Source organism: Streptomyces sp. NPDC046909 (assembly GCF_040644695.1).
Taxonomy (GTDB): domain Bacteria; phylum Actinomycetota; class Actinomycetes; order Streptomycetales; family Streptomycetaceae; genus Streptomyces.
The window spans coordinates 548,020-565,416 of record NZ_JBEYXC010000003.1; the positions used below are offsets into that span (position 1 = coordinate 548,020).

General features: G+C 70.1%; 19 protein-coding genes. 12 read left to right on the forward strand and 7 right to left on the reverse strand.

The window, feature by feature from the left end; genetic code table 11:
* Positions 1-10 precede the first annotated feature (10 nt).
* Positions 11-445 (reverse strand): cupin domain-containing protein, encoded by a 435-nt coding sequence (locus tag ABZ928_RS11270; RefSeq protein ID WP_361517023.1) that lies wholly within the window; start codon positions 443-445, stop codon positions 11-13.
* Positions 446-498: 53 nt separating this feature from the next.
* Between ABZ928_RS11270 and ABZ928_RS11275 the strand changes: the two genes are divergently transcribed.
* Entirely contained in the window at positions 499-1,515 is a 1,017-nt protein-coding gene (locus ABZ928_RS11275) for a helix-turn-helix domain-containing protein (RefSeq protein WP_361517025.1), read from the forward strand.
* Here the strand turns inward: ABZ928_RS11275 and ABZ928_RS11280 are convergent.
* The gene (locus tag ABZ928_RS11280; protein WP_361517026.1) at positions 1,478-2,002 is read right to left on the reverse strand and encodes a hypothetical protein; all 525 of its coding nucleotides are present in this window, start codon (positions 2,000-2,002) and stop codon (positions 1,478-1,480) included. The two genes, ABZ928_RS11275 and ABZ928_RS11280, sit on opposite strands and share 38 nt — an antisense overlap.
* Before the next feature lie 68 nt (positions 2,003-2,070).
* Between ABZ928_RS11280 and ABZ928_RS11285 the strand changes: the two genes are divergently transcribed.
* Complete coding sequence (locus tag ABZ928_RS11285; RefSeq protein WP_361517028.1) at positions 2,071-2,568, forward strand: LURP-one-related family protein; 498 nt, start codon at positions 2,071-2,073, stop codon at positions 2,566-2,568.
* 104 nt (positions 2,569-2,672) lie between these two features.
* Entirely contained in the window at positions 2,673-2,924 is a 252-nt protein-coding gene (locus ABZ928_RS11290; protein ID WP_361517030.1) for a hypothetical protein, read from the forward strand.
* 43 nt (positions 2,925-2,967) lie between these two features.
* Here ABZ928_RS11290 and ABZ928_RS11295 read toward each other — a convergent pair whose 3' ends face one another.
* Positions 2,968-3,762: a carbon-nitrogen family hydrolase gene (locus ABZ928_RS11295; protein WP_361517031.1), complete on the reverse strand. Its 795-nt coding sequence runs from the start codon at positions 3,760-3,762 to the stop codon at positions 2,968-2,970.
* Between the two features lie 181 nt (positions 3,763-3,943).
* Here ABZ928_RS11295 and ABZ928_RS11300 point away from each other — a divergent pair, with 181 nt between their 5' ends.
* Genes ABZ928_RS11300 through ABZ928_RS11310 form a run of 3 tightly spaced genes read left to right on the forward strand, consistent with a single transcriptional unit; the run spans position 3,944 to position 5,437 of the window.
* On the forward strand, positions 3,944-4,768 hold the full coding sequence (locus ABZ928_RS11300; protein ID WP_361517032.1) for a maleylpyruvate isomerase family mycothiol-dependent enzyme: 825 nt from the start codon (positions 3,944-3,946) through the stop codon (positions 4,766-4,768).
* 4 nt (positions 4,769-4,772) lie between these two features.
* Complete coding sequence (locus ABZ928_RS11305; RefSeq protein ID WP_361517034.1) at positions 4,773-4,979, forward strand: hypothetical protein; 207 nt, start codon at positions 4,773-4,775, stop codon at positions 4,977-4,979.
* Positions 4,976-5,437 (forward strand): GNAT family N-acetyltransferase, encoded by a 462-nt coding sequence (locus ABZ928_RS11310; RefSeq protein ID WP_361517036.1) that lies wholly within the window; start codon positions 4,976-4,978, stop codon positions 5,435-5,437. Before ABZ928_RS11305 ends, ABZ928_RS11310 begins: the two co-directional genes overlap by 4 nt.
* Before the next feature lie 68 nt (positions 5,438-5,505).
* Here the strand turns inward: ABZ928_RS11310 and ABZ928_RS11315 are convergent, their stop codons facing one another.
* Positions 5,506-6,405 carry a D-alanyl-D-alanine carboxypeptidase gene (locus ABZ928_RS11315; RefSeq protein WP_361517037.1) on the reverse strand — a complete coding sequence of 300 codons (900 nt, stop codon included), beginning with the start codon at positions 6,403-6,405 and terminating at the stop codon, positions 5,506-5,508.
* A gap of 209 nt (positions 6,406-6,614) precedes the next feature.
* Between ABZ928_RS11315 and ABZ928_RS11320 the strand changes: the two genes are divergently transcribed.
* Entirely contained in the window at positions 6,615-7,292 is a 678-nt protein-coding gene (locus ABZ928_RS11320) for a GntR family transcriptional regulator (RefSeq protein WP_361517039.1), read from the forward strand.
* Entirely contained in the window at positions 7,289-8,608 is a 1,320-nt protein-coding gene (locus ABZ928_RS11325; RefSeq protein ID WP_361517041.1) for an MFS transporter, read from the forward strand. The genes ABZ928_RS11320 and ABZ928_RS11325 overlap by 4 nt, the downstream gene beginning before the upstream one ends.
* A gap of 149 nt (positions 8,609-8,757) precedes the next feature.
* On the opposite strand, the gene ABZ928_RS11330 is transcribed toward ABZ928_RS11325, so the two are convergent.
* The gene (locus ABZ928_RS11330; protein WP_361517043.1) at positions 8,758-10,392 is read right to left on the reverse strand and encodes a protein kinase; all 1,635 of its coding nucleotides are present in this window, start codon (positions 10,390-10,392) and stop codon (positions 8,758-8,760) included.
* A 336-nt stretch (positions 10,393-10,728) separates the two neighbouring features.
* Here ABZ928_RS11330 and ABZ928_RS11335 point away from each other — a divergent pair, with 336 nt between their 5' ends.
* Complete coding sequence (locus ABZ928_RS11335; protein ID WP_361517045.1) at positions 10,729-12,288, forward strand: protein kinase; 1,560 nt, start codon at positions 10,729-10,731, stop codon at positions 12,286-12,288.
* 67 nt (positions 12,289-12,355) lie between these two features.
* Here the strand turns inward: ABZ928_RS11335 and ABZ928_RS11340 are convergent, their stop codons facing one another.
* Together ABZ928_RS11340 and ABZ928_RS11345 are read right to left on the reverse strand one after the other, a co-directional pair.
* The gene (locus tag ABZ928_RS11340) at positions 12,356-12,778 is read right to left on the reverse strand and encodes a pyridoxamine 5'-phosphate oxidase family protein (RefSeq protein ID WP_361517047.1); all 423 of its coding nucleotides are present in this window, start codon (positions 12,776-12,778) and stop codon (positions 12,356-12,358) included.
* 67 nt (positions 12,779-12,845) lie between these two features.
* The gene (locus ABZ928_RS11345; protein WP_361517049.1) at positions 12,846-13,511 is read right to left on the reverse strand and encodes a response regulator transcription factor; all 666 of its coding nucleotides are present in this window, start codon (positions 13,509-13,511) and stop codon (positions 12,846-12,848) included.
* Between the two features lie 324 nt (positions 13,512-13,835).
* On the opposite strand from ABZ928_RS11345, the gene pdhA reads away from it, so the two are divergent.
* From pdhA to ABZ928_RS11360, 3 genes are read left to right on the forward strand one after another with little or no spacing between them, the layout of a single operon-like run.
* Complete coding sequence (gene pdhA, locus ABZ928_RS11350; protein ID WP_361517051.1) at positions 13,836-14,993, forward strand: pyruvate dehydrogenase (acetyl-transferring) E1 component subunit alpha; 1,158 nt, start codon at positions 13,836-13,838, stop codon at positions 14,991-14,993.
* A 2-nt stretch (positions 14,994-14,995) separates the two neighbouring features.
* The gene (locus ABZ928_RS11355) at positions 14,996-15,991 is read left to right on the forward strand and encodes an alpha-ketoacid dehydrogenase subunit beta (RefSeq protein WP_361517052.1); all 996 of its coding nucleotides are present in this window, start codon (positions 14,996-14,998) and stop codon (positions 15,989-15,991) included.
* Positions 15,992-16,001: 10 nt separating this feature from the next.
* Positions 16,002-17,369, forward strand: a complete 1,368-nt coding sequence (locus ABZ928_RS11360; RefSeq protein WP_361517054.1) for a dihydrolipoamide acetyltransferase family protein — start codon at positions 16,002-16,004, stop codon at positions 17,367-17,369.
* The last annotated feature ends 28 nt before the right edge of the window (positions 17,370-17,397 follow it).

Sequence of the window (17,397 nt, forward strand, 5' to 3'; positions counted from 1 at the left end):
CGGGCGCGCGTCAGCCGAGCGGGTGCCCGACGGTGGCGTCCACATGGTCCGGTACGTCCTCGTGGCGGTCGCCCACCGTGAGGGTGCCCGTGGGTTCGAGGACGAGGATCTCGGCGGGCACGGGCGCGTAGGGCTTGTGTTCCGTGCCCCGCGGGACGGTGAAGACCGAGCCCTTGGGGAGGACGACGGTGCGTTCGCCGGCCGGTTCGCGCAGGGCGATGTGGAGTTCGCCGTCGAGGACGAGGAAGAACTCGTCGGTGTGGTCATGGGTGTGCCAGAGGTGTTCGCCCTCGACCTTGGCGACGCGTACGTCGTAGTCGTTGACGGTGGTGACGATGCGGGGGCTCCACTGGTCGGTGAAGGAGGAGAGGGCGGCGGCGAGGGAGACGGGGGCGGGGGATACGGGTGCGGGGGATACGGGTGCGGGGGAAACGGATTCGCTCATGTACGTCATCGTCGGGCGGGACCCGGTGGCCGTACGAGTGCTAGAAATCGCACATGCCGCAAGGATCCTCGCAGCAAGCCTCTCGCACCCCGCCTCCGCCTCCGCCTCCGCCTCCGCCTCCGCACAAGGTCGCCGTCATCGTCGACGAGGGCACCAACCCCTTCGAAGTCGGCGTCGCCACCGAGCTGTTCGGCCTGCCGCGGCCCGAACTCGGGCTTCCGGGACCGCTGTACGAGGTGACCCTGTGCACGCCCACCCCCGAAGTGCGGATGAACCACGGCTTCTTCACGCTGAGCGGCGTACCGGGGCTGGAGGCCGCAGACGACGCCGACACCCTCGTCGTGCCGGGGCGCCCGGACAACGTCGTCCCGCGCGGGGCCGCCGTACTGGACGCCATCCGCCGCACGCACGCGCGTGGCGCGCGCGTGATGAGCCTGTGCACCGGCAGCTTCGCGCTCGCGGAGGCCGGTGTGCTGGACGGGCGGCGAGCCACGACGCACTGGCTGTGGGCGGACGCCTTCCGCGAGCTGCATCCGAAGGTGCTTCTCGAACCCGACGTCCTCTTCGTCGACGAGGGCGACCTCCTCACCGCCGCCGGAAGTGCCGCCGCGCTCGATCTGGGGCTGCACATCTGGCGCCGCGACCATGGCGCCGAGGTCGCGAACGCCGTGTCGCGGCGGCTGGTGTTCGCCGCGCACCGGGACGGCGGGCAGCGGCAGTTCGTGGAGCGGCCGGTGCCCGAGGTCCCGGACGAGTCGCTGGCGCCGCTGCTGGCGTGGGCGCGGGAGCGGCTGGGGGAGCCGCTGACGGTGGCCGGCCTGGCGACCCGCGCGGCCGTCTCCCCCGCCACCCTGCACCGCCGCTTCCGCGCCCAGCTCGGCACGACCCCGCTGGCCTGGCTGACGGGGGAACGCGTGACGCTGGCGTGCCGGCTGATCGAGCGCGGCGAGGAACGGCTGGACGTGGTCGCCGCCCGCAGCGGGCTCGGCACCGCAGCGAACCTCCGCGCGCGCGTGCGGCGCGAGACGGGGCTCAGCCCGTCGGCGTACCGGAGGCGGTTCGGGAGGTGAGGGTGGGATCCGCGGTGGCTTCGGCCTTGAGCTGCCGGTACCAGGCCTTTCCGATCTCCTTCGGGACGCTCGGCAGCAGACCGTCCTTCGCCGTCAGGGCGAGGCCCCGACTGTAACCGCCTCCGCCGCAACCGTCCGACTGGTGCAGGAGTTTGACGTCGACGGAGTCGTCGACGAGGGGAGTGCCGGCCCCGGCGCGGGTGACGCGGAGCCGGACCGGGCCGCTGCCTGGCCCGACGTCGTCCGGCAGCGGGAGGTGCACCTGCGAGACGCCTTCCTCCTCGAACACGCCCTTGACGCACTCGCCGCGCGAGCACAGCTCGTAGGAGGCGCCCGCGAGGCCGCCGTACCCGTCCTGCACGACGTACACACCGACCTGGGACACGACACCGACCCCGGCGCAGGGAAGGGATCCGGCGCACCCGGAGAGGGCCGCGAGGGAAACGGCCGCGACGACGGGGCCGTACGCCCGTCTGATCGTTCTCATACGGGCATCGACCATCCCGACGGCCTATTGGTTGCGTTCCGCCGCGCGGGCCGGGGAAGCCGTACGGCATGAGATTCCTCGTACGCGACCGGCTCCTCGGCTTCGGTGACGACTACTGGATCGAGGACGACAACGGCAACAAGGTCTTCCTCGTCGACGGCAAGGCGATGCGGCTGCGGGACACCTTCGAGCTGAAGGACACGCGCGGGCGCGTCCTCATCGACATCCGGCAGAAGATGTTCGCCCTGCGGGACACCATGCTGATCGAGCGGGACGGCGAGCCGCTGGCCACCATCAAGCGCAAACGGCTCTCCCTGCTGCGCAACCACTACCGGGTCGCCCTGGCGGACGGCAGCACCGAGCTCGACGTCAGCGGGAAGATCCTCGACCGGGAGTTCGCGGTCGAGTACGACGGTGAGCTGCTCGCGGTCGTCTCGCGCCGGTGGCTGCACGTCCGCGAGACGTACGGCGTCGACGTCGTGCGGGAGGACGCGGACCCGGCGCTGCTGATCGCGGTGGCGGTGTGTGTGATCCATTTGGCGGAGAAGGAGCGAGAATCGGACTGATTTCCGCATTTTCCGAGTTGTGCGAGTAATGACCACTGTCCCGGGCATCGCGCCTTACAAGGAGACACGCGACGCATACGGCATGCGGGACATACGGGGGCGGCATGACTTCGGACACGAGCAGCGGTGGCGGTGGCAGTGGCGCCTCAGGGCAGCCGGAACGCCCGCGGATGACGGGGAGGGACTGGCGGACGTGCGGCGGCTGCGTCGTGTTCCTGGTCCTCATCGTGGGGCTCATCTGGTTCGGCGTCACCAGCTGCGACACCGATCCCACTCACTCGGAGCCCGGTGACGCCTGCTACGACGTCGGCGAGACCGTGGTGAACACGGCCGGCGAGACACTCGTCTGCCAATAGGCCCTAGTCCCCTGGTCCCCATGGCCCGCCCGGCGCGGGAACGTCAGTGCCAGGGCGCGGCCGGTCCGAGCACCCGGTCCTTCAGCGCCGGGAACTGATCCCGTGTCACGGCCACCTTGCCGAGGTCGAACTCGACGCTGAGGACCTCCTCGCCGGCGCCGGCCTCCGCGAGGACCTCGCCCCACGGATCGACCACGATCGAGTGACCGGCCTGCGGAACTCCCGCGTGCGTCCCGGCCGTTCCACAGGCGAGCACGTACGCCTGGTTCTCGACCGCCCGCGCCTGGGCCAGCAGCGTCCAGTGCCCCCGGCGGCGCTCCGGCCAGCCCGCGGGGATGACCAGGGTCTCGGCGCCGGCGTCGACGAGGCCGCGGAAGAGTTCGGGGAAGCGGAGGTCGTAGCAGGTGGCGAGGCCGAGGGTGGTCTCGGGCAGCCGGACCGTCACGAGCTCGCGGCCCGCACCCATCAGCACGGCCTCGCCCTTGTCGAAGCCGAACCGGTGGATCTTGCGGTAGGCGGCGATCAGATCACCGGAGGGGGAGAAGACGAGCGAGGTGTTGTAGAGCGTGCCGTCGTCGGCGCGCTCGGGAATGGACCCCGCGTGCAGCCAGACGCCCGCGTCGCTCGCGGCCTTCGCCATGGCCTCGTGCGTCGGCCCCTCCACCGCCTCGGAGTCACGGTCGAACCCCTCGTACGCGAACGCGCCCGTGGTCCACAGCTCCGGCAGCACGACCAGATCGGCCCCGGCCTGATCACGTACGAGCGAAGCCACGCGCCGTCGACGCGATTCGACCGATTCGCCCTCACTTACGGCGATCTGGATCAACGAGGCGCGCACACTACCACCGTCCTGGCATTCGAGTCGTCCACACGGGCCTACGATCGTCACACGAAAGCACTGCCGGGGTGCCTCACAGCAGCGTAACTTAGCGTTCCAAGACACCCGCCGACAGCCACCTCCCACTGGCAACGCCGCCACATCACCAGCCCGCGCTCCGACCGCCGAGGGGTCCCGTTCCGTGAGTCTGCATCCCACCCTCCAGCCCTACGCCGACGCCTGGACCCACTCCATCGAAGCGATATCCGAGCTGGTGGGACCGCTTGTGGAGGGAGAGTGGAACCGGCGCACCCCGTGCCCGGGCTGGTCGGTCCGTGACGTGGTGTCCCATGTCATCGGCCTGGACTGCGAGATGCTCGGCGACCCGCGTCCCATCCACACGCTTCCACGCGACCTCTACCACGTCACGAACGACTCTCAGCGGTACACCGAGATGCAGGTCGACGTCCGCCGTCATCACACGGCGCCGGAGATGACGTCCGAGCTGGAGTACGTCATCATCCGCCGCAACCGCCAGCTGCGGAACGAGTCGCGCGACCCCGGCACGAAGGTCCGCGGCCCGCTCAGCAGCGAACTGACGCTCGAAGAGTCCATGCGCAGGCACGCCTTCGACGTCTGGGTCCACGAGCAGGACCTGCGCGCCGCCCTCGGCCGCCCCGGCAACCTCGACTCCCCCGGCGCGCACATCGCCCGTGACGTCCTGCTCGCCGAACTCCCCGCCATAGTCGCCGAGAAGGCCGACGCCCCCCGCAGCTCGGCGATCGTCTTCGACGTCCACGGCCCGATCGAGTTCCTGCGCACCATCCGCGTCGACATCCAGGGCCGCGGCACCCTCGAAACGGCCCCCGCCCTCGGCCCCGCCGCCACCCTCACCCTCGACTGGGAGACCTACGTCCGCCTCTCCTGCGGCCGCGTCACCCCGGACGCGGTGTCGGACCGGGTGAAGGCGGAGGGGGATCCGGCGCTGACGGGGGCGATCCTGCGGAACTTCACGGTCACGCAGTAGGGGCATGGGCACGCGGCGACGCCAGTCACTGGTGAAGGCGTACGGGATCGAGGCGTGCGGGCGGCAGCGGCCGGCTCCGCGTGTGGGGGAGGCGGCTGTGCTGGCGTACGAGCGGGATGCCTTTGTGCGGCATGTGCTGGACGGGGACGGGGAGTCGGCGGCGCGGGTCGCCGCCTGGTCCGGGGATGTGCTCGACGGGGAGGTCCGGTGAAGGGCCGTCCCGTCGTACGGCGGGCGGTCGACGCGGATCTGGCGGATGTCGTCGCGCTGATCGGTGAGCACGCCGTCTATGAGAAGGCCGATCCGCCCGCCGACGGGCTCGAAGTGCGGTTGCGGGGGCTGCTGTTCGGGGCCGCCGAGCCTCGGTTGAGGTGTTTCGTCGCGGAGTTGGACGGGGGCGTCATCGGATACGCCACCTGTTCCGCCGAGGTGTCCACCTGGGACGGTGCCGAGTATCTCCACATGGACTGTCTGTTCCTGCGGGACGGGCATCGCGGGCTCGGTGCAGGGGAGGCGCTCATGAACGCCGTACGCGATGAGGCGCGAGCCCTCGGGCTCGATCATGTGCAGTGGCAGACGCCCGCCTGGAACGAAGGGGCGATTCGGTTCTACGAGCGGATCGGGGCCGTCGCCAAGGAGAAGCGGCGGTTCTTTCTGCCGGTCGACTGAGACGCTCGCAACGAAAGAGGGGGCCCGCCGCCGCAGGCCCCCTCCTTCACATGCTTCACATGCTCGCGTCAGCTGATCTTCGCGTAGCCGTAGTTGATGAGCTTCTTCACGTCCGCCGTGCGGCTGGCCTCGTTGGGCGCGGTGAGGACCGTGCCGATCACCGACTCGCCGTTGAGCGTGGCGGCGAAGATGAGGCAGTACTTGGCCTCGGTGCCCGAGCCAGTCTTCACGCCGAGCGTGCCGTTCCAGCCGAGCAGGGTGTTGGTGTTCTTCCACGCCGCCATGGTGCGGGTGGAGCCCGTCTTCGTGATCGTCTTCGCGGTGTACGACTTGGTCTTGACGACCGCCTTGAAGGTGGAGCTCTTCATCGCGCTGCGGGCGAGCTTCGTCAGGTCGCGCGGCGTCGAGGCGTTGGCGCCCTTGCTGATGCCGTCGAACGAGTCGAACTTCGTGTTGGCCATGCCCAGGCTCTTGGCCATGGTGTTCATCTTGCCGATGAAGTTCTTGGTGCGGGCCGCGACCGTCGTGCCCGAGCCGTACTTGTCGGCCAGCGCCATCGCGGCGTCGCAGCCGGACTTGAGCAGCATCCCGTAGAGGAGCTGACGGACGGTGACCTTGTCACCGACGATCAGACCCGCGGACGAGGCGCCGTTGGCGACGATGTAGTCGCTGTACGCCTTCTTGATCGTGACCTTGGCGTCCAGGTTCAGGTTCGACTGCGACAGCACGACCTTCGCCGTCATGACCTTGGTGGTGGACGCGGTGAGCCGCTTGGTGTCGGCGGCCTTGGTGAACAGCGTCTTGCCCGTGGCGCCGTTCATCAGGTACCCGCCCTTGGCGGTGATGGTGGGCGCGGTCACAGCCTGCGCCGGCGCCGCGGTGAGAGCTCCGGTGGCGAGCATCGCGCCGGTCGTGAGGGCGACGGCTGCGGCTCTGCGGACACGGAGGCCCTTGGTGGCGGTTATCAACTGAAATACCCCGAATACGTCGAATTCACCTGTTGTGCGGCCGAGTTGGAGGGGGAAGACGATGGGGCCGCACGTGTGTGACACGTATCTAGCACGGAAGGTTGTGCGCCATCTGGGGCGGATGTTGTTCTCTGTTGTGAGCGGGATGTCCGAGGTCCGGATCGTGGACGGCTCCCGCCATGCGTACGTGTTGTATCTATGATGTGCGCATGCCCTCAGCGCCCTCCCCAGCCACCGATCCCGCCCCTGTCAAGCAACCACCCGCCGCCGACCGTGTCTACGACCACGTCAAGCAGGGCGTCCTGGAGCGCCGCTACGAGGGCGGCACCCTCCTCACCGAGGGCGAGCTCGCCGAGGCCGTCGGAGTCTCGCGCACACCGGTGCGGGAGGCGCTGCTGCGGCTCCAGGTGGAAGGGCTGATCAGGCTCTACCCGAAGAAGGGCGCACTGGTCCTGCCGGTCTCCGCGCAGGAGATCGCCGACGTGGTGGAGACCCGCCAGCTCGTCGAGGAGCACGCCGCGCGGAAGGCCGTACCGGCGTCGCCGCAGCTCATCGCACGCCTGGAGGAGCTCCTCGCCCGGCAGAAGGAGCAGGCCGCGGCCGGGGACCTGGCGGGCGCCGCCGTCACCGACCGCTGCTTCCACGCCGAGATCGTCCGCAGCGCGGGCAACGAGATCCTCTCCCGGCTCTACGACCAGCTCCGCGACCGGCAGCTGCGCATGGGCGTCGCCGTGATGCACGCCCACCCCGACCGGATCACCAAGACCCTCGTCGAGCACGAGCAGATCCTCGACGCACTGCGCTCCGGCGACGCGGAGGCGGTCGTCGGCGTCATCCACGGGCATGTGGAGTGGTTCTCCCACCTGGCGCGGGGCGAGGTCCGATGAGGTCTCCAGGAACTCCGGTCCCCGCTTCGGGAACCCTGCCGGGCGACCCGCCGGGCGGCCGCCGCGCGATGGCCGTCTGGGGCATCGGCGTCTCCGTCTACTTCGTCGCCGTGATCTTCCGTACGTCGCTGGGGGTGGCCGGCCTCGACGCCGCCGACCGCTTCCACGTCAACGCCTCCGCACTGTCGACCTTCTCGATCCTCCAGTTGCTCGTGTACGCGGGCATGCAGATACCCGTGGGCCTGCTCGTCGACCGGCTCGGCACCAAGAAGGTGCTGACCATCGGGGTGGTGCTCTTCACGGCCGGACAGCTCGGCTTCGCCTTCTCCCCCTCGTACGGCATGGCCCTCGCCTCGCGCGCGCTGCTGGGCTGCGGTGACGCGATGACCTTCATCAGCGTGCTGCGCCTCGGCACCCGCTGGTTCCCGGCCCGCCGCGGACCGATGGTCGCGCAGCTCGCCGGGCTCGCGGGCATGGCGGGCAACCTGGTCTCCACCCTCGTCCTGGCCCGGCTGCTGCACGGCATCGGCTGGACGCCCGCCTTCGCGGGCAGCGCGCTCGCGGGCGTGGTGGTGCTGATCCTGCTGCTGCTCTTCCTCAAGGACCACCCCGAGGGCCACGAGCCGGAGCCCTTCCCCCACCAGGGCGCGGCCTACGTACGACGTCAGATCGCCGCGTCCTGGCGGGAGCCGGGGACCCGGCTCGGCCTGTGGGTGCACTTCACGACCCAGTTCCCGGCGATGGTGTTCCTGCTGCTGTGGGGACTGCCGTTCCTCGTCGAGGCGCAGGGACTGTCCCGGGCGACGGCCGGCGAACTGCTGACCCTGGTCGTGCTCTCCAACATGGTGATCGGACTGGTCTACGGCCAGGTCGTCGCCCGGCATCACGAGGCGCGGCTGCCGCTGGCACTGGGGACCGTGGGCGCTACGGCCCTGGTGTGGGCCGTGACGCTCGCCTACCCGGGCGATCACGCCCCGATGTGGCTGCTCGTCGTGCTGTGCACGGTACTCGGCGCCTGCGGACCGGCCTCGATGATCGGATTCGACTTCGCCCGCCCGGCGAACCCGCCGGAGCGGCAGGGCACGGCGTCCGGCATCACCAACATGGGCGGGTTCGTCGCCTCGATGACCACCCTGTTCGCGGTCGGGGTGCTGCTGGACGCGACCGGCGACAACTACCGGATCGCCTTCTCCGCCGTGTTCGTGCTGCAAGGCCTGGGGATCAGTCAGATCCTGCGCTTGCGGAGGCGGGCGATCCGGCGCGAGCGGGAGCGGCTGGTGGCGAGCCGGGTGGAGACGGTGCACGTTCCGGCGTAGCGGGCTCTCTGTCCGGGCTCTCTGTCCGGGCACGCTGGACGGCATCGAGGGCCCGCAGATCCAGCCGGGCCGCTTCGGGGACAGCACGTATCCGAACGGCTGCACGAGCGTCACCCAGGACAACCCCTACAGGTGAGTCCCGCGATGCGTCAGGCCGGGTCGCCGGTCGAGATGTCGAACTGGATGTCCACGTCGTTCGGGTCGACGTCCGTGCCGGCCTTGGGGGACTGCCGCATCACGGTGTCCTCGCCGTAGGTGTTCTCGTCCACGGCGCGCTTGTCGTAGTTCCACCCGGCCGCCTTCAGGCAGGACAGCACCGAGTCCCAGTTCTTGTACGTGAAGTCCGGGACCTGCACCTTGTCCGGGTCGTCGTTCGACTCCAGCGGCTCCGTGCACTCGGTCGTCTCGATGGTCCGAGAGGTGTCAGGGCCGCGGTGGCTCTCCGCCACCGTCGTCGGGGTCGCGCTGCCGTCGCCCCCGGCGTCGTCCTCCGTGCCGCCCCCGTTCAGCGTCAGCGCCGCGATGAGGCCGCCGACCGCGATGACGGACACCAGGATCGAGCCGATGATCACCGGCCGGTTGCTCCTGCCACCGCCGCCGCCCGGGGCCGGCGCCTGCTGCGGGGTGATGTTGTACGGCGGCGGAGTCGACGGCGCGTACGCGTTCGGCGTCGGGTGCGGGGTCTGGTAACCGCCCTGCTGCGGATAGCCGTACGCCGGTGCGGGCGTGGCGGGCGGCGGCGTCGGGCTGCCGTACGGGTTCGGGGTCGGCACCGGCTGGTACGGCGTCTGGACCGGCCCCGTGGGCGCCGGCGTCGACTGGTCGACCGGCGGGAACACCGCGGAGCCCACCCCCGCGCCGTTCGAGGTCTGCGCGCCGGGGACGATGCTCGGCGCGGCCGCCTGGAAGGAGGCCGCCACCCGCAGACACTCGGTGCGCATGGCGTCGGCGCTGGGGAAGCGCTCGTTCGGGTTCTTCTTCAGGGCGCGGGCGATCAGCGCGTCGACGGCGGGCGGGAGCGATCTGTTGACCGAGGAGGCCGCCACCGGCTCCTCCTGCACGTGCGCGTACGCGATCGCGAGCGGCGAGTCCGCGTCGAACGGCAGCCGCCCGGTGACCAGTTGGAACAGCATGATGCCGACGGAGTAGAGGTCGGAGCGGGCGTCGACGCCCCGGCCCAGCGCCTGCTCGGGGGAGAGGTACTGGGGGGTGCCGACGACCATGCCGGTCTGCGTCATCGACGTCACGCCGGACTGCATGGCGCGCGCGATGCCGAAGTCCATGACCTTGACCACACCGCGCTTGGTCATCATCACGTTGCCGGGCTTGATGTCGCGGTGGACCAGGCCCATCTCGTGGCTGATCTCCAGGGCCGCCAGCACATCCGCGGTGATCTTCAGCGCCTTGTCGGCGGGCATCGCGCCGAACTGCCGTACGTCCTCGTCGAGCACGGAGCCGAGCGGGCGGCCCTCGACGTACTCCATGACGATGTACGGCATCGTCGTCCCGTCGAGGTTGTCCTCGCCGGTGTCGAAGACGGAGACGATGTTGGTGTGCGTGAGCTTGGCCACGGCCTGGGCCTCGCGGCGGAAGCGCTCGCGGAAGGCCTGCTCGCGGCCCAGCTCGGTGTGGAGGGTCTTGATCGCGACGGGACGGTCGAGCACGGTGTCGTGCGCGAGGTGCACCGAGGCCATGCCGCCCTCGCCGAGCAAGTCGCGCAGCTGATAGCGGTTGTTGGCGATCGCCCGCCCCGCGTACCGGCCGTGTGCGCCGTCCTGGCTCATCTTCCGCGTCCCCCATCGGCCATCAGGCGCCGGCCCGACTGTCGTTGATCGAATGGCTCATTCCCGGCCAAGTCTGCCCCACGGCACTGACAGGTCAAGCCGGGTGCCCGTTCCGTGACCGTACGCGAAAGAAGCGTCGCGGAAGCGTTACAGGTGCCGTACCGCCGGTACACAGAATTTGCACGACAGCGCGTGCTACCGATTTGATGACCGGTCCGTCCCGGGCCGGTACCCGGGGTCTTCCCGGACCGGAGGCTTGCGCGGAGGCTGTAGCGTGGCCGACGGAGACCGTAACAACACCGCGCGCACCGCGGGCAGAAACGACGGCGAGGACTGATGGCACAGCAGCAGCGCGCTCAGGGCCCGTCCGACCCCGAGGCGACTGGCGGCGGGATGTCGGATGCGCCGGAGCTGTGGGGTAACGGCGGGCTGGTCGGCGACGGCCGATATCGGCTGACCCGCAGACTCGGCCGGGGCGGCATGGCCGAGGTGTTCGCCGCCGAGGACGTACGTCTGGGCCGCACCGTGGCCGTCAAACTGCTGCGCTCCGACCTCGCCGAGGACCCCGTCTCCAAGGCCCGCTTCACGCGCGAGGCCCAGTCCGTGGCCGGTCTCAACCACCACGCGATCGTCGCCGTGTACGACTCCGGCGAGGACTATGTGAACGGCCAGGCCGTTCCGTACATCGTCATGGAGATCGTCGAAGGCCGCACCATCCGGGACCTGTTGATCAACGCCGAGGCCCCGGGGCCCGAGCAGGCGCTGATCATCGTCTCGGGGGTGCTGGAAGCGCTCGCCTATTCGCACCAGCACGGCATCGTGCACCGCGACATCAAGCCGGCCAACGTCATCATCACCAACAACGGTGCCGTCAAGGTGATGGACTTCGGCATCGCCCGCGCGCTGCACGGCGCGCAGTCGACGATGACGCAGACCGGCATGGTCATGGGCACCCCGCAGTACCTGTCCCCCGAGCAGGCGCTCGGCAAGGCCGTCGACCACCGCTCCGACCTGTACGCGACGGGCTGCCTCCTCTACGAACTCCTCGCGCTGCGGCCCCCGTTCACCGGCGAGACCCCCCTCTCGGTGGTCTACCAGCACGTCCAGGACATCCCGACCCCGCCGTCCGAGGTCTCCGACGCGACCCCGCCGGAGCTCGACGGCCTCGTCATGCGCTCGCTCGCCAAGGAGCCGGACGACCGGTTCCAGACCGCCGAGGAGATGCGCGGGCTCGTCCAGTACGGCCTTCAGATGCTGTACGAGCAGGGCGGCCACACCGGCACCTGGAACACCGGCCCGGTCGCGATGCACGAGGGCCGGCACACCCCGGCGGGCGGCTTCGCCGGTACGACCGTGATGCAGCACCCGGGCGATGCCTCGGGCACCACGCAGATCCCGCAGCCGATCCTGCCCTCCGGTTACGGCGGCGGGGACGACGGCGGCTTCGAGGGGCACGGCAACCGGGGCAGCGGCCGCGGCAAGCTGTGGATCCTCGCGGTCCTCGCGGTGATCGCCATCGCGGCGGGCGTCGCGCTCGCCCTGAACGGCGGCAAGGGCAACGGCGGCGGGGGCGACACCACCCAGTCCCCGACCACCTCCACGTCCCCCTCGGAGACGACCAGCGAGTCGCCGAGCGACGAGGCCACGGACGAGACGACCGACGAGGAGACGGACGACGGCTCGGTGAGCTCCGGTTCGTCGTGGACACCGTCGTCGACCCCGTCCTACACGCCGTCCCCGTCGTACACCGACGAGCCGACCGACGACCCGACGACCGCGGAGCCGACGGACGAGCCGACGACCGCGGAGCCGACGGACGACCCGACCACGGCGGAGCCGACGGACACGGCCGGCACCGACACGGGCGGCGCCGACGCGGGCGGCCAGCAGGGCTGACGCGGCAGGACACCACCACGCGCGCGTGCGGACCGGAAACGGACCGCACGAGCGCGCGGCTTTTGGGTCACGGCATGGGCGTGAAGTGGCTCTCCAGGGCGCCGTCCGTCGAGTGGACCGTGCCGAACTGCGGCTCGACGCGGAGATAGACCGGCTCGTACGGCTCGCCGTCCACGACCCGGGGTGCCGGGCCGAACCGTTCCAGTTCGGCGGGCGTCGGCTCGTACGCCGTGCACGCGCCGACGACCTGGACGGACCACAGCCCCTCGCCCGGCCGTGCCGAGCTCAGGTTGTCCGAGCCGTACGCGATGACGCTGCCGACGCACGCCCGGTGGTAGCCGCAGTTCCTGGGCAGCCGCAGCAGGACCCGCCCGTCGTCCACGAGGTGCCGGGCGAAGGCGAGGAACGGCAGGGCGCGCATGCTGGTGGCCACCCGGCCGTAGTCGGTGCGGGCGAGCAGGTCGACGGCGAGCTGTTCGTCGGAGGGCATGCATCCAATGTCGGACGCGCCCGCCGCTCACGACAGAGGTCTTTGGTCCCTGAACCCGAAATCAGGGTTAATGCCGCTGCTGCTCCGCCTGCATCCGCGCGACATAGGCCGCCGCCTGCGAACGCCGCTCCATACCGAGTTTGGAAAGCAGACTCGACACGTAATTCTTGATCGTCTTCTCCGCCAGGTGCAGCCGCTCACCGATCACCCTGTTGGTGAGCCCCTCCCCGATCAGATCGAGGATCTTGCGCTCCTGCTCGGTGAGGTGCGCGAGCCGGTCGTCGCCCTTGGCGCTGCCGCCGTCCCGCAGCCGCTCAAGCACGCGCGCGGTGGCCACCGGGTCGAGCAGGGACTTGCCGGCGGCGACATCGCGTACGGCGGTCAGGAGCTCGTTGCCGCGGATGGCCTTCAGGACGTATCCCGAGGCGCCCGCCATGATCGCGTCGAAGAGGGCCTCGTCGTCGGCGAACGAGGTGAGCATCAGGCACTTGATGTCCTCGTCGTGGGAGCGGATCTCCCGGCAGACCTCGACCCCGCTGCCGTCCGGGAGCCGTACGTCCAGGACCGCCACGTCGGGACGGGTGGCCGGGATCCTCACCAGCGCGTCGGCCGCCGTACCGGCCTCGCCGACCACCTCGATGTCGTGCTCGACCGAGAGCAGCTCATGGACGCCGCGACGCACCACCTCGTGGTCGTCGAGGAGAAATACCCGGATTTTTCCGTTATCGCGCACGCGGCAAGTCAAACACAGAAACTCTTCCCGTGACCTGGGCACCCGGGATAACGTGCCGTTGCTCCGGCCTCCTGCAAGGCTGTGACCAGCGACTGTTCCCGATTTCGCGCCTTTACTTGGAAATCCAAGTAAAACCGCAGGTCAGGAGGGGTTTCACAGAATTGTGGAGCACTGGGTAACGTGCCTTTTGCAGGGCGCTCGCCGGGGCACCTGTCACGCCTGTTCCCGACCGGAATCGCACCCACCCCGTGCGGCCGACGGGCTTCAGGTGAGCCGTACTGGCACCCGGCGAACCCGGGATGCCGGACCGACGGAGGAGCACACGTGACCGTGGAGAGCACTGCCGCGCGCAAGCCGCGACGCAGCGCCGGGACCAAAAAGTCCCCGAGCACCGAGCCCGAGCTGGTTCAGCTGCTGACGCCCGAGGGCAAGCGCGTCAAGACCGCGAAGAACGCGGTCTACGACAAGTACGTCGCCGGCATCACCCCCGAAGAGCTCCGCGGTCTGTACCGCGACATGGTGCTCACCCGCCGCTTCGACGCCGAGGCCACCTCCCTGCAACGCCAGGGCGAGCTCGGCCTGTGGGCGTCGCTGCTCGGCCAGGAGGCCGCCCAGATCGGCTCCGGGCGGGCCCTGCGCGACGACGACTACGTCTTCCCGACCTACCGCGAGCACGGCGTCGCCTGGTGCCGCGGGGTCGACCCGACCAACCTGCTGGGCATGTTCCGCGGTGTGAACAACGGCGGCTGGGACCCCAACAGCAACAACTTCCAGCTCTACACCATCGTCATCGGCTCGCAGACGCTGCACGCCACCGGCTACGCCATGGGCGTCGCCAAGGACGGCGCGGACAGCGCGGTCATCGCCTACTTCGGCGACGGCGCGTCCAGCCAGGGCGATGTCGCCGAGTCCTTCACCTTCTCCGCGGTCTACAACGCCCCGGTCGTGTTCTTCTGCCAGAACAACCAGTGGGCGATCTCCGAGCCCACCGAGAAGCAGACCCGCGTCCCGCTCTACCAGCGCGCGCAGGGCTTCGGCTTCCCGGGCGTCCGCGTGGACGGCAACGACGTACTGGCCTGTCTCGCGGTCACCCAGTGGGCGCTGGAGCGGGCCCGCAACGGCGAGGGCCCGACGCTGGTCGAGGCGTACACCTACCGGATGGGCGCCCACACCACCTCCGACGACCCGACCAAGTACCGGGCCGACGAGGAGCGGGTCGCGTGGGAGGCGAAGGACCCGATCCTGCGCCTTCGCCAGTACCTGGAGGCCTCAAACCACGCGGACGAGGGATTTTTCGCGGAACTCGAGGCCGAGAGCGAGGCGTTGGGCAAGCGAGTGCGTGAGGCGGTCCGTGCCATGCCGGACCCGGACCACTTCGCCATCTTCGAGCACGCGTACGCGGACGGGCACGCGCTCGTCGACGAGGAGCGCGCCCAGTTCGCCGCCTACCAGGCGTCGTTCGCCGAGGAAGAGGGGGTCTGATCATGGCAACCGAAGCTGCGACCATCAAAAGCATGGCCCTGGCCAAGGCGATCAACGATTCGCTGCGCCGCGCCCTGGAGACGGACCCCAAGGTCCTGATCATGGGTGAGGACGTCGGCAAGCTCGGCGGCGTCTTCCGTGTGACGGACGGCCTCCAGAAGGACTTCGGCGAGAGCCGCGTCATCGACACCCCGCTCGCCGAGTCCGGCATCGTCGGCACCGCGATCGGCCTCGCGCTGCGCGGCTACCGCCCGGTGGTGGAGATCCAGTTCGACGGCTTCGTCTTCCCGGCGTACGACCAGATCGTCACGCAGCTCGCGAAGATGCACGCCCGCTCTCTGGGCAAGGTCAAGCTCCCGGTCGTCGTGCGCATTCCGTACGGCGGTGGCATCGGCGCGGTCGAGCACCACTCCGAGTCCCCGGAAGCGCTCTTCGCGCACGTGGCGGGCCTCAAGATCGTCTCCCCGTCCAACCCGTCCGACGCGTACTGGATGATGCAGCAGGCCATCCAGAGCGACGACCCGGTGATCTTCTTCGAGCCCAAGCGCCGCTACTGGGACAAGGGCGAGGTCAACACGGAGGCCATCCCCGGCCCGCTGCACAAGGCGCGGGTGGTCCGCGAGGGCACCGACCTGACGCTGGTGGCGTACGGCCCGATGGTGAAGACCTGCCTGGAGGTGGCCGCCGCTGCCGCCGAGGAGGGCCGGAACCTGGAGGTCCTGGACCTGCGCTCGGTGTCCCCGCTGGACTTCGACTCCATCCAGACCTCGGTGGAGAAGACCCGCCGCCTGGTCGTCGTCCATGAGGCGCCGGTGTTCTTCGGCTCGGGCGCGGAGATCGCCGCCCGGATCACGGAGCGCTGCTTCTACCACCTGGAGGCCCCGGTGCTCCGGGTCGGCGGCTACCACGCCCCGTACCCGCCGGCCCGCCTGGAGGAGGAGTACCTGCCGGGCCTGGACCGGGTACTCGACGCCGTCGACCGTGCCCTGGCGTACTGAGGAGAGGGTCGTGACGACGATGACGGAAGCGTCCGTACGCGAGTTCAAGATGCCGGACGTGGGCGAGGGCCTCACCGAGGCCGAGATCCTCAAGTGGTACGTCCAGCCCGGCGACCAGGTCACCGACGGCCAGGTGGTGTGCGAGGTCGAGACCGCCAAGGCGGCAGTCGAACTGCCCATCCCGTACGACGGGATCGTCCGGGAGCTCCATTTCCCCGAGGGCACGACGGTCGACGTGGGTACGTCGATCATCGCCGTGGATGTGTCGGGCGGGGCGGCTCCTGCACCCGTGGAAACCACCCCCGCACCGGAGCCGGAGAAGAAGCCCGAGGGACGCCAACCGGTGCTCGTCGGGTACGGCGTCGCCGCGTCCTCGACGAAGCGGCGGCCCCGGAAGGGGCCCCAGGTCCCGGTCCAGGAGGCCTCGGCGGCGATCCAGACCGAGCTCAACGGCCACGCGGCCGTCAAGGAGCGTCCGCTGGCGAAGCCGCCGGTGCGCAAGCTGGCCAAGGATCTCGGTGTCGACCTGGCGACGGTCACCCCGTCGGGCCCGGACGGCATCATCACCCGCGAGGACGTCCACGCGGCGGTGGCCCCGGCTCCCGAGCCGACGGTCGTCGAAGCGCCCGCGCCGGTGCGGGCCCCCGCGTCCGCGCCCGTGGCGACGTACGACACGGCCCGGGAGACCCGTATCCCGGTCAAGGGCGTGCGCAAGGCGACGGCGGCGGCGATGGTCGGTTCGGCGTTCACCGCGCCGCATGTCACGGAGTTCGTGACGATCGACGTGACGCGGACGATGAAGCTGGTTGAGCAGCTCAAGGCGGACAAGGAGATGCAGGGCCTGCGGGTGAACCCGCTCCTCCTCATCGCCAAGGCCCTGCTGGTCGCCATCAAGCGCAACCCGGACGTCAACGCGTCCTGGGACGAGGCGAACCAGGAGATCGTGCTCAAGCACTACGTGAACCTGGGCATCGCCGCGGCCACCCCGCGCGGGCTGATCGTCCCGAACATCAAGGACGCCCACGCCAAGACCCTGCCGCAGCTGGCGGAGTCCCTGGGCGAGCTGGTGGCGACGGCACGCGAGGGCAAGACGTCCCCCGCGGCGATGCAGGGCGGCACGGTGACGATCACCAACGTCGGCGTCTTCGGCGTCGACACCGGTACGCCCATCCTCAACCCCGGCGAGTCCGCGATCCTCGCGGTCGGCGCGATCAAGCTCCAGCCGTGGGTCCACAAGGGCAAGGTGAAGCCGCGTCAGGTCACCACGCTGGCCCTCAGCTTCGACCACCGTCTGGTGGACGGGGAGCTGGGCTCCAAGGTGCTGGCGGACGTGGCGGCGATCCTGGAGCAGCCCAAGCGGCTGATCACCTGGGCGTGAGACATGAGTGAAGGGGCCGGCGTCCACT

Excerpts from the sequence above, each read along its gene's own strand:
- ABZ928_RS11270 (WP_361517023.1), bottom strand. The coding sequence starts at position 445 with ATGAGCGAATCCGTTTCCCCCGCACCCGTATCCCCCGCACCCGTATCC.
- ABZ928_RS11275 (WP_361517025.1), top strand. The coding sequence starts at position 499 with ATGCCGCAAGGATCCTCGCAGCAAGCCTCTCGCACCCCGCCTCCGCCT.
- ABZ928_RS11280 (WP_361517026.1), bottom strand. The coding sequence starts at position 2,002 with ATGAGAACGATCAGACGGGCGTACGGCCCCGTCGTCGCGGCCGTTTCC.
- ABZ928_RS11285 (WP_361517028.1), top strand. The coding sequence starts at position 2,071 with ATGAGATTCCTCGTACGCGACCGGCTCCTCGGCTTCGGTGACGACTAC.
- ABZ928_RS11290 (WP_361517030.1), top strand. The coding sequence starts at position 2,673 with ATGACTTCGGACACGAGCAGCGGTGGCGGTGGCAGTGGCGCCTCAGGG.
- ABZ928_RS11305 (WP_361517034.1), top strand. The coding sequence starts at position 4,773 with ATGGGCACGCGGCGACGCCAGTCACTGGTGAAGGCGTACGGGATCGAG.
- ABZ928_RS11320 (WP_361517039.1), top strand. The coding sequence starts at position 6,615 with ATGCCCTCAGCGCCCTCCCCAGCCACCGATCCCGCCCCTGTCAAGCAA.
- ABZ928_RS11325 (WP_361517041.1), top strand. The coding sequence starts at position 7,289 with ATGAGGTCTCCAGGAACTCCGGTCCCCGCTTCGGGAACCCTGCCGGGC.
- ABZ928_RS11330 (WP_361517043.1), bottom strand. The coding sequence starts at position 10,392 with ATGAGCCAGGACGGCGCACACGGCCGGTACGCGGGGCGGGCGATCGCC.
- ABZ928_RS11335 (WP_361517045.1), top strand. The coding sequence starts at position 10,729 with ATGGCACAGCAGCAGCGCGCTCAGGGCCCGTCCGACCCCGAGGCGACT.
- ABZ928_RS11340 (WP_361517047.1), bottom strand. The coding sequence starts at position 12,778 with ATGCCCTCCGACGAACAGCTCGCCGTCGACCTGCTCGCCCGCACCGAC.
- ABZ928_RS11355 (WP_361517052.1), top strand. The coding sequence starts at position 14,996 with ATGGCAACCGAAGCTGCGACCATCAAAAGCATGGCCCTGGCCAAGGCG.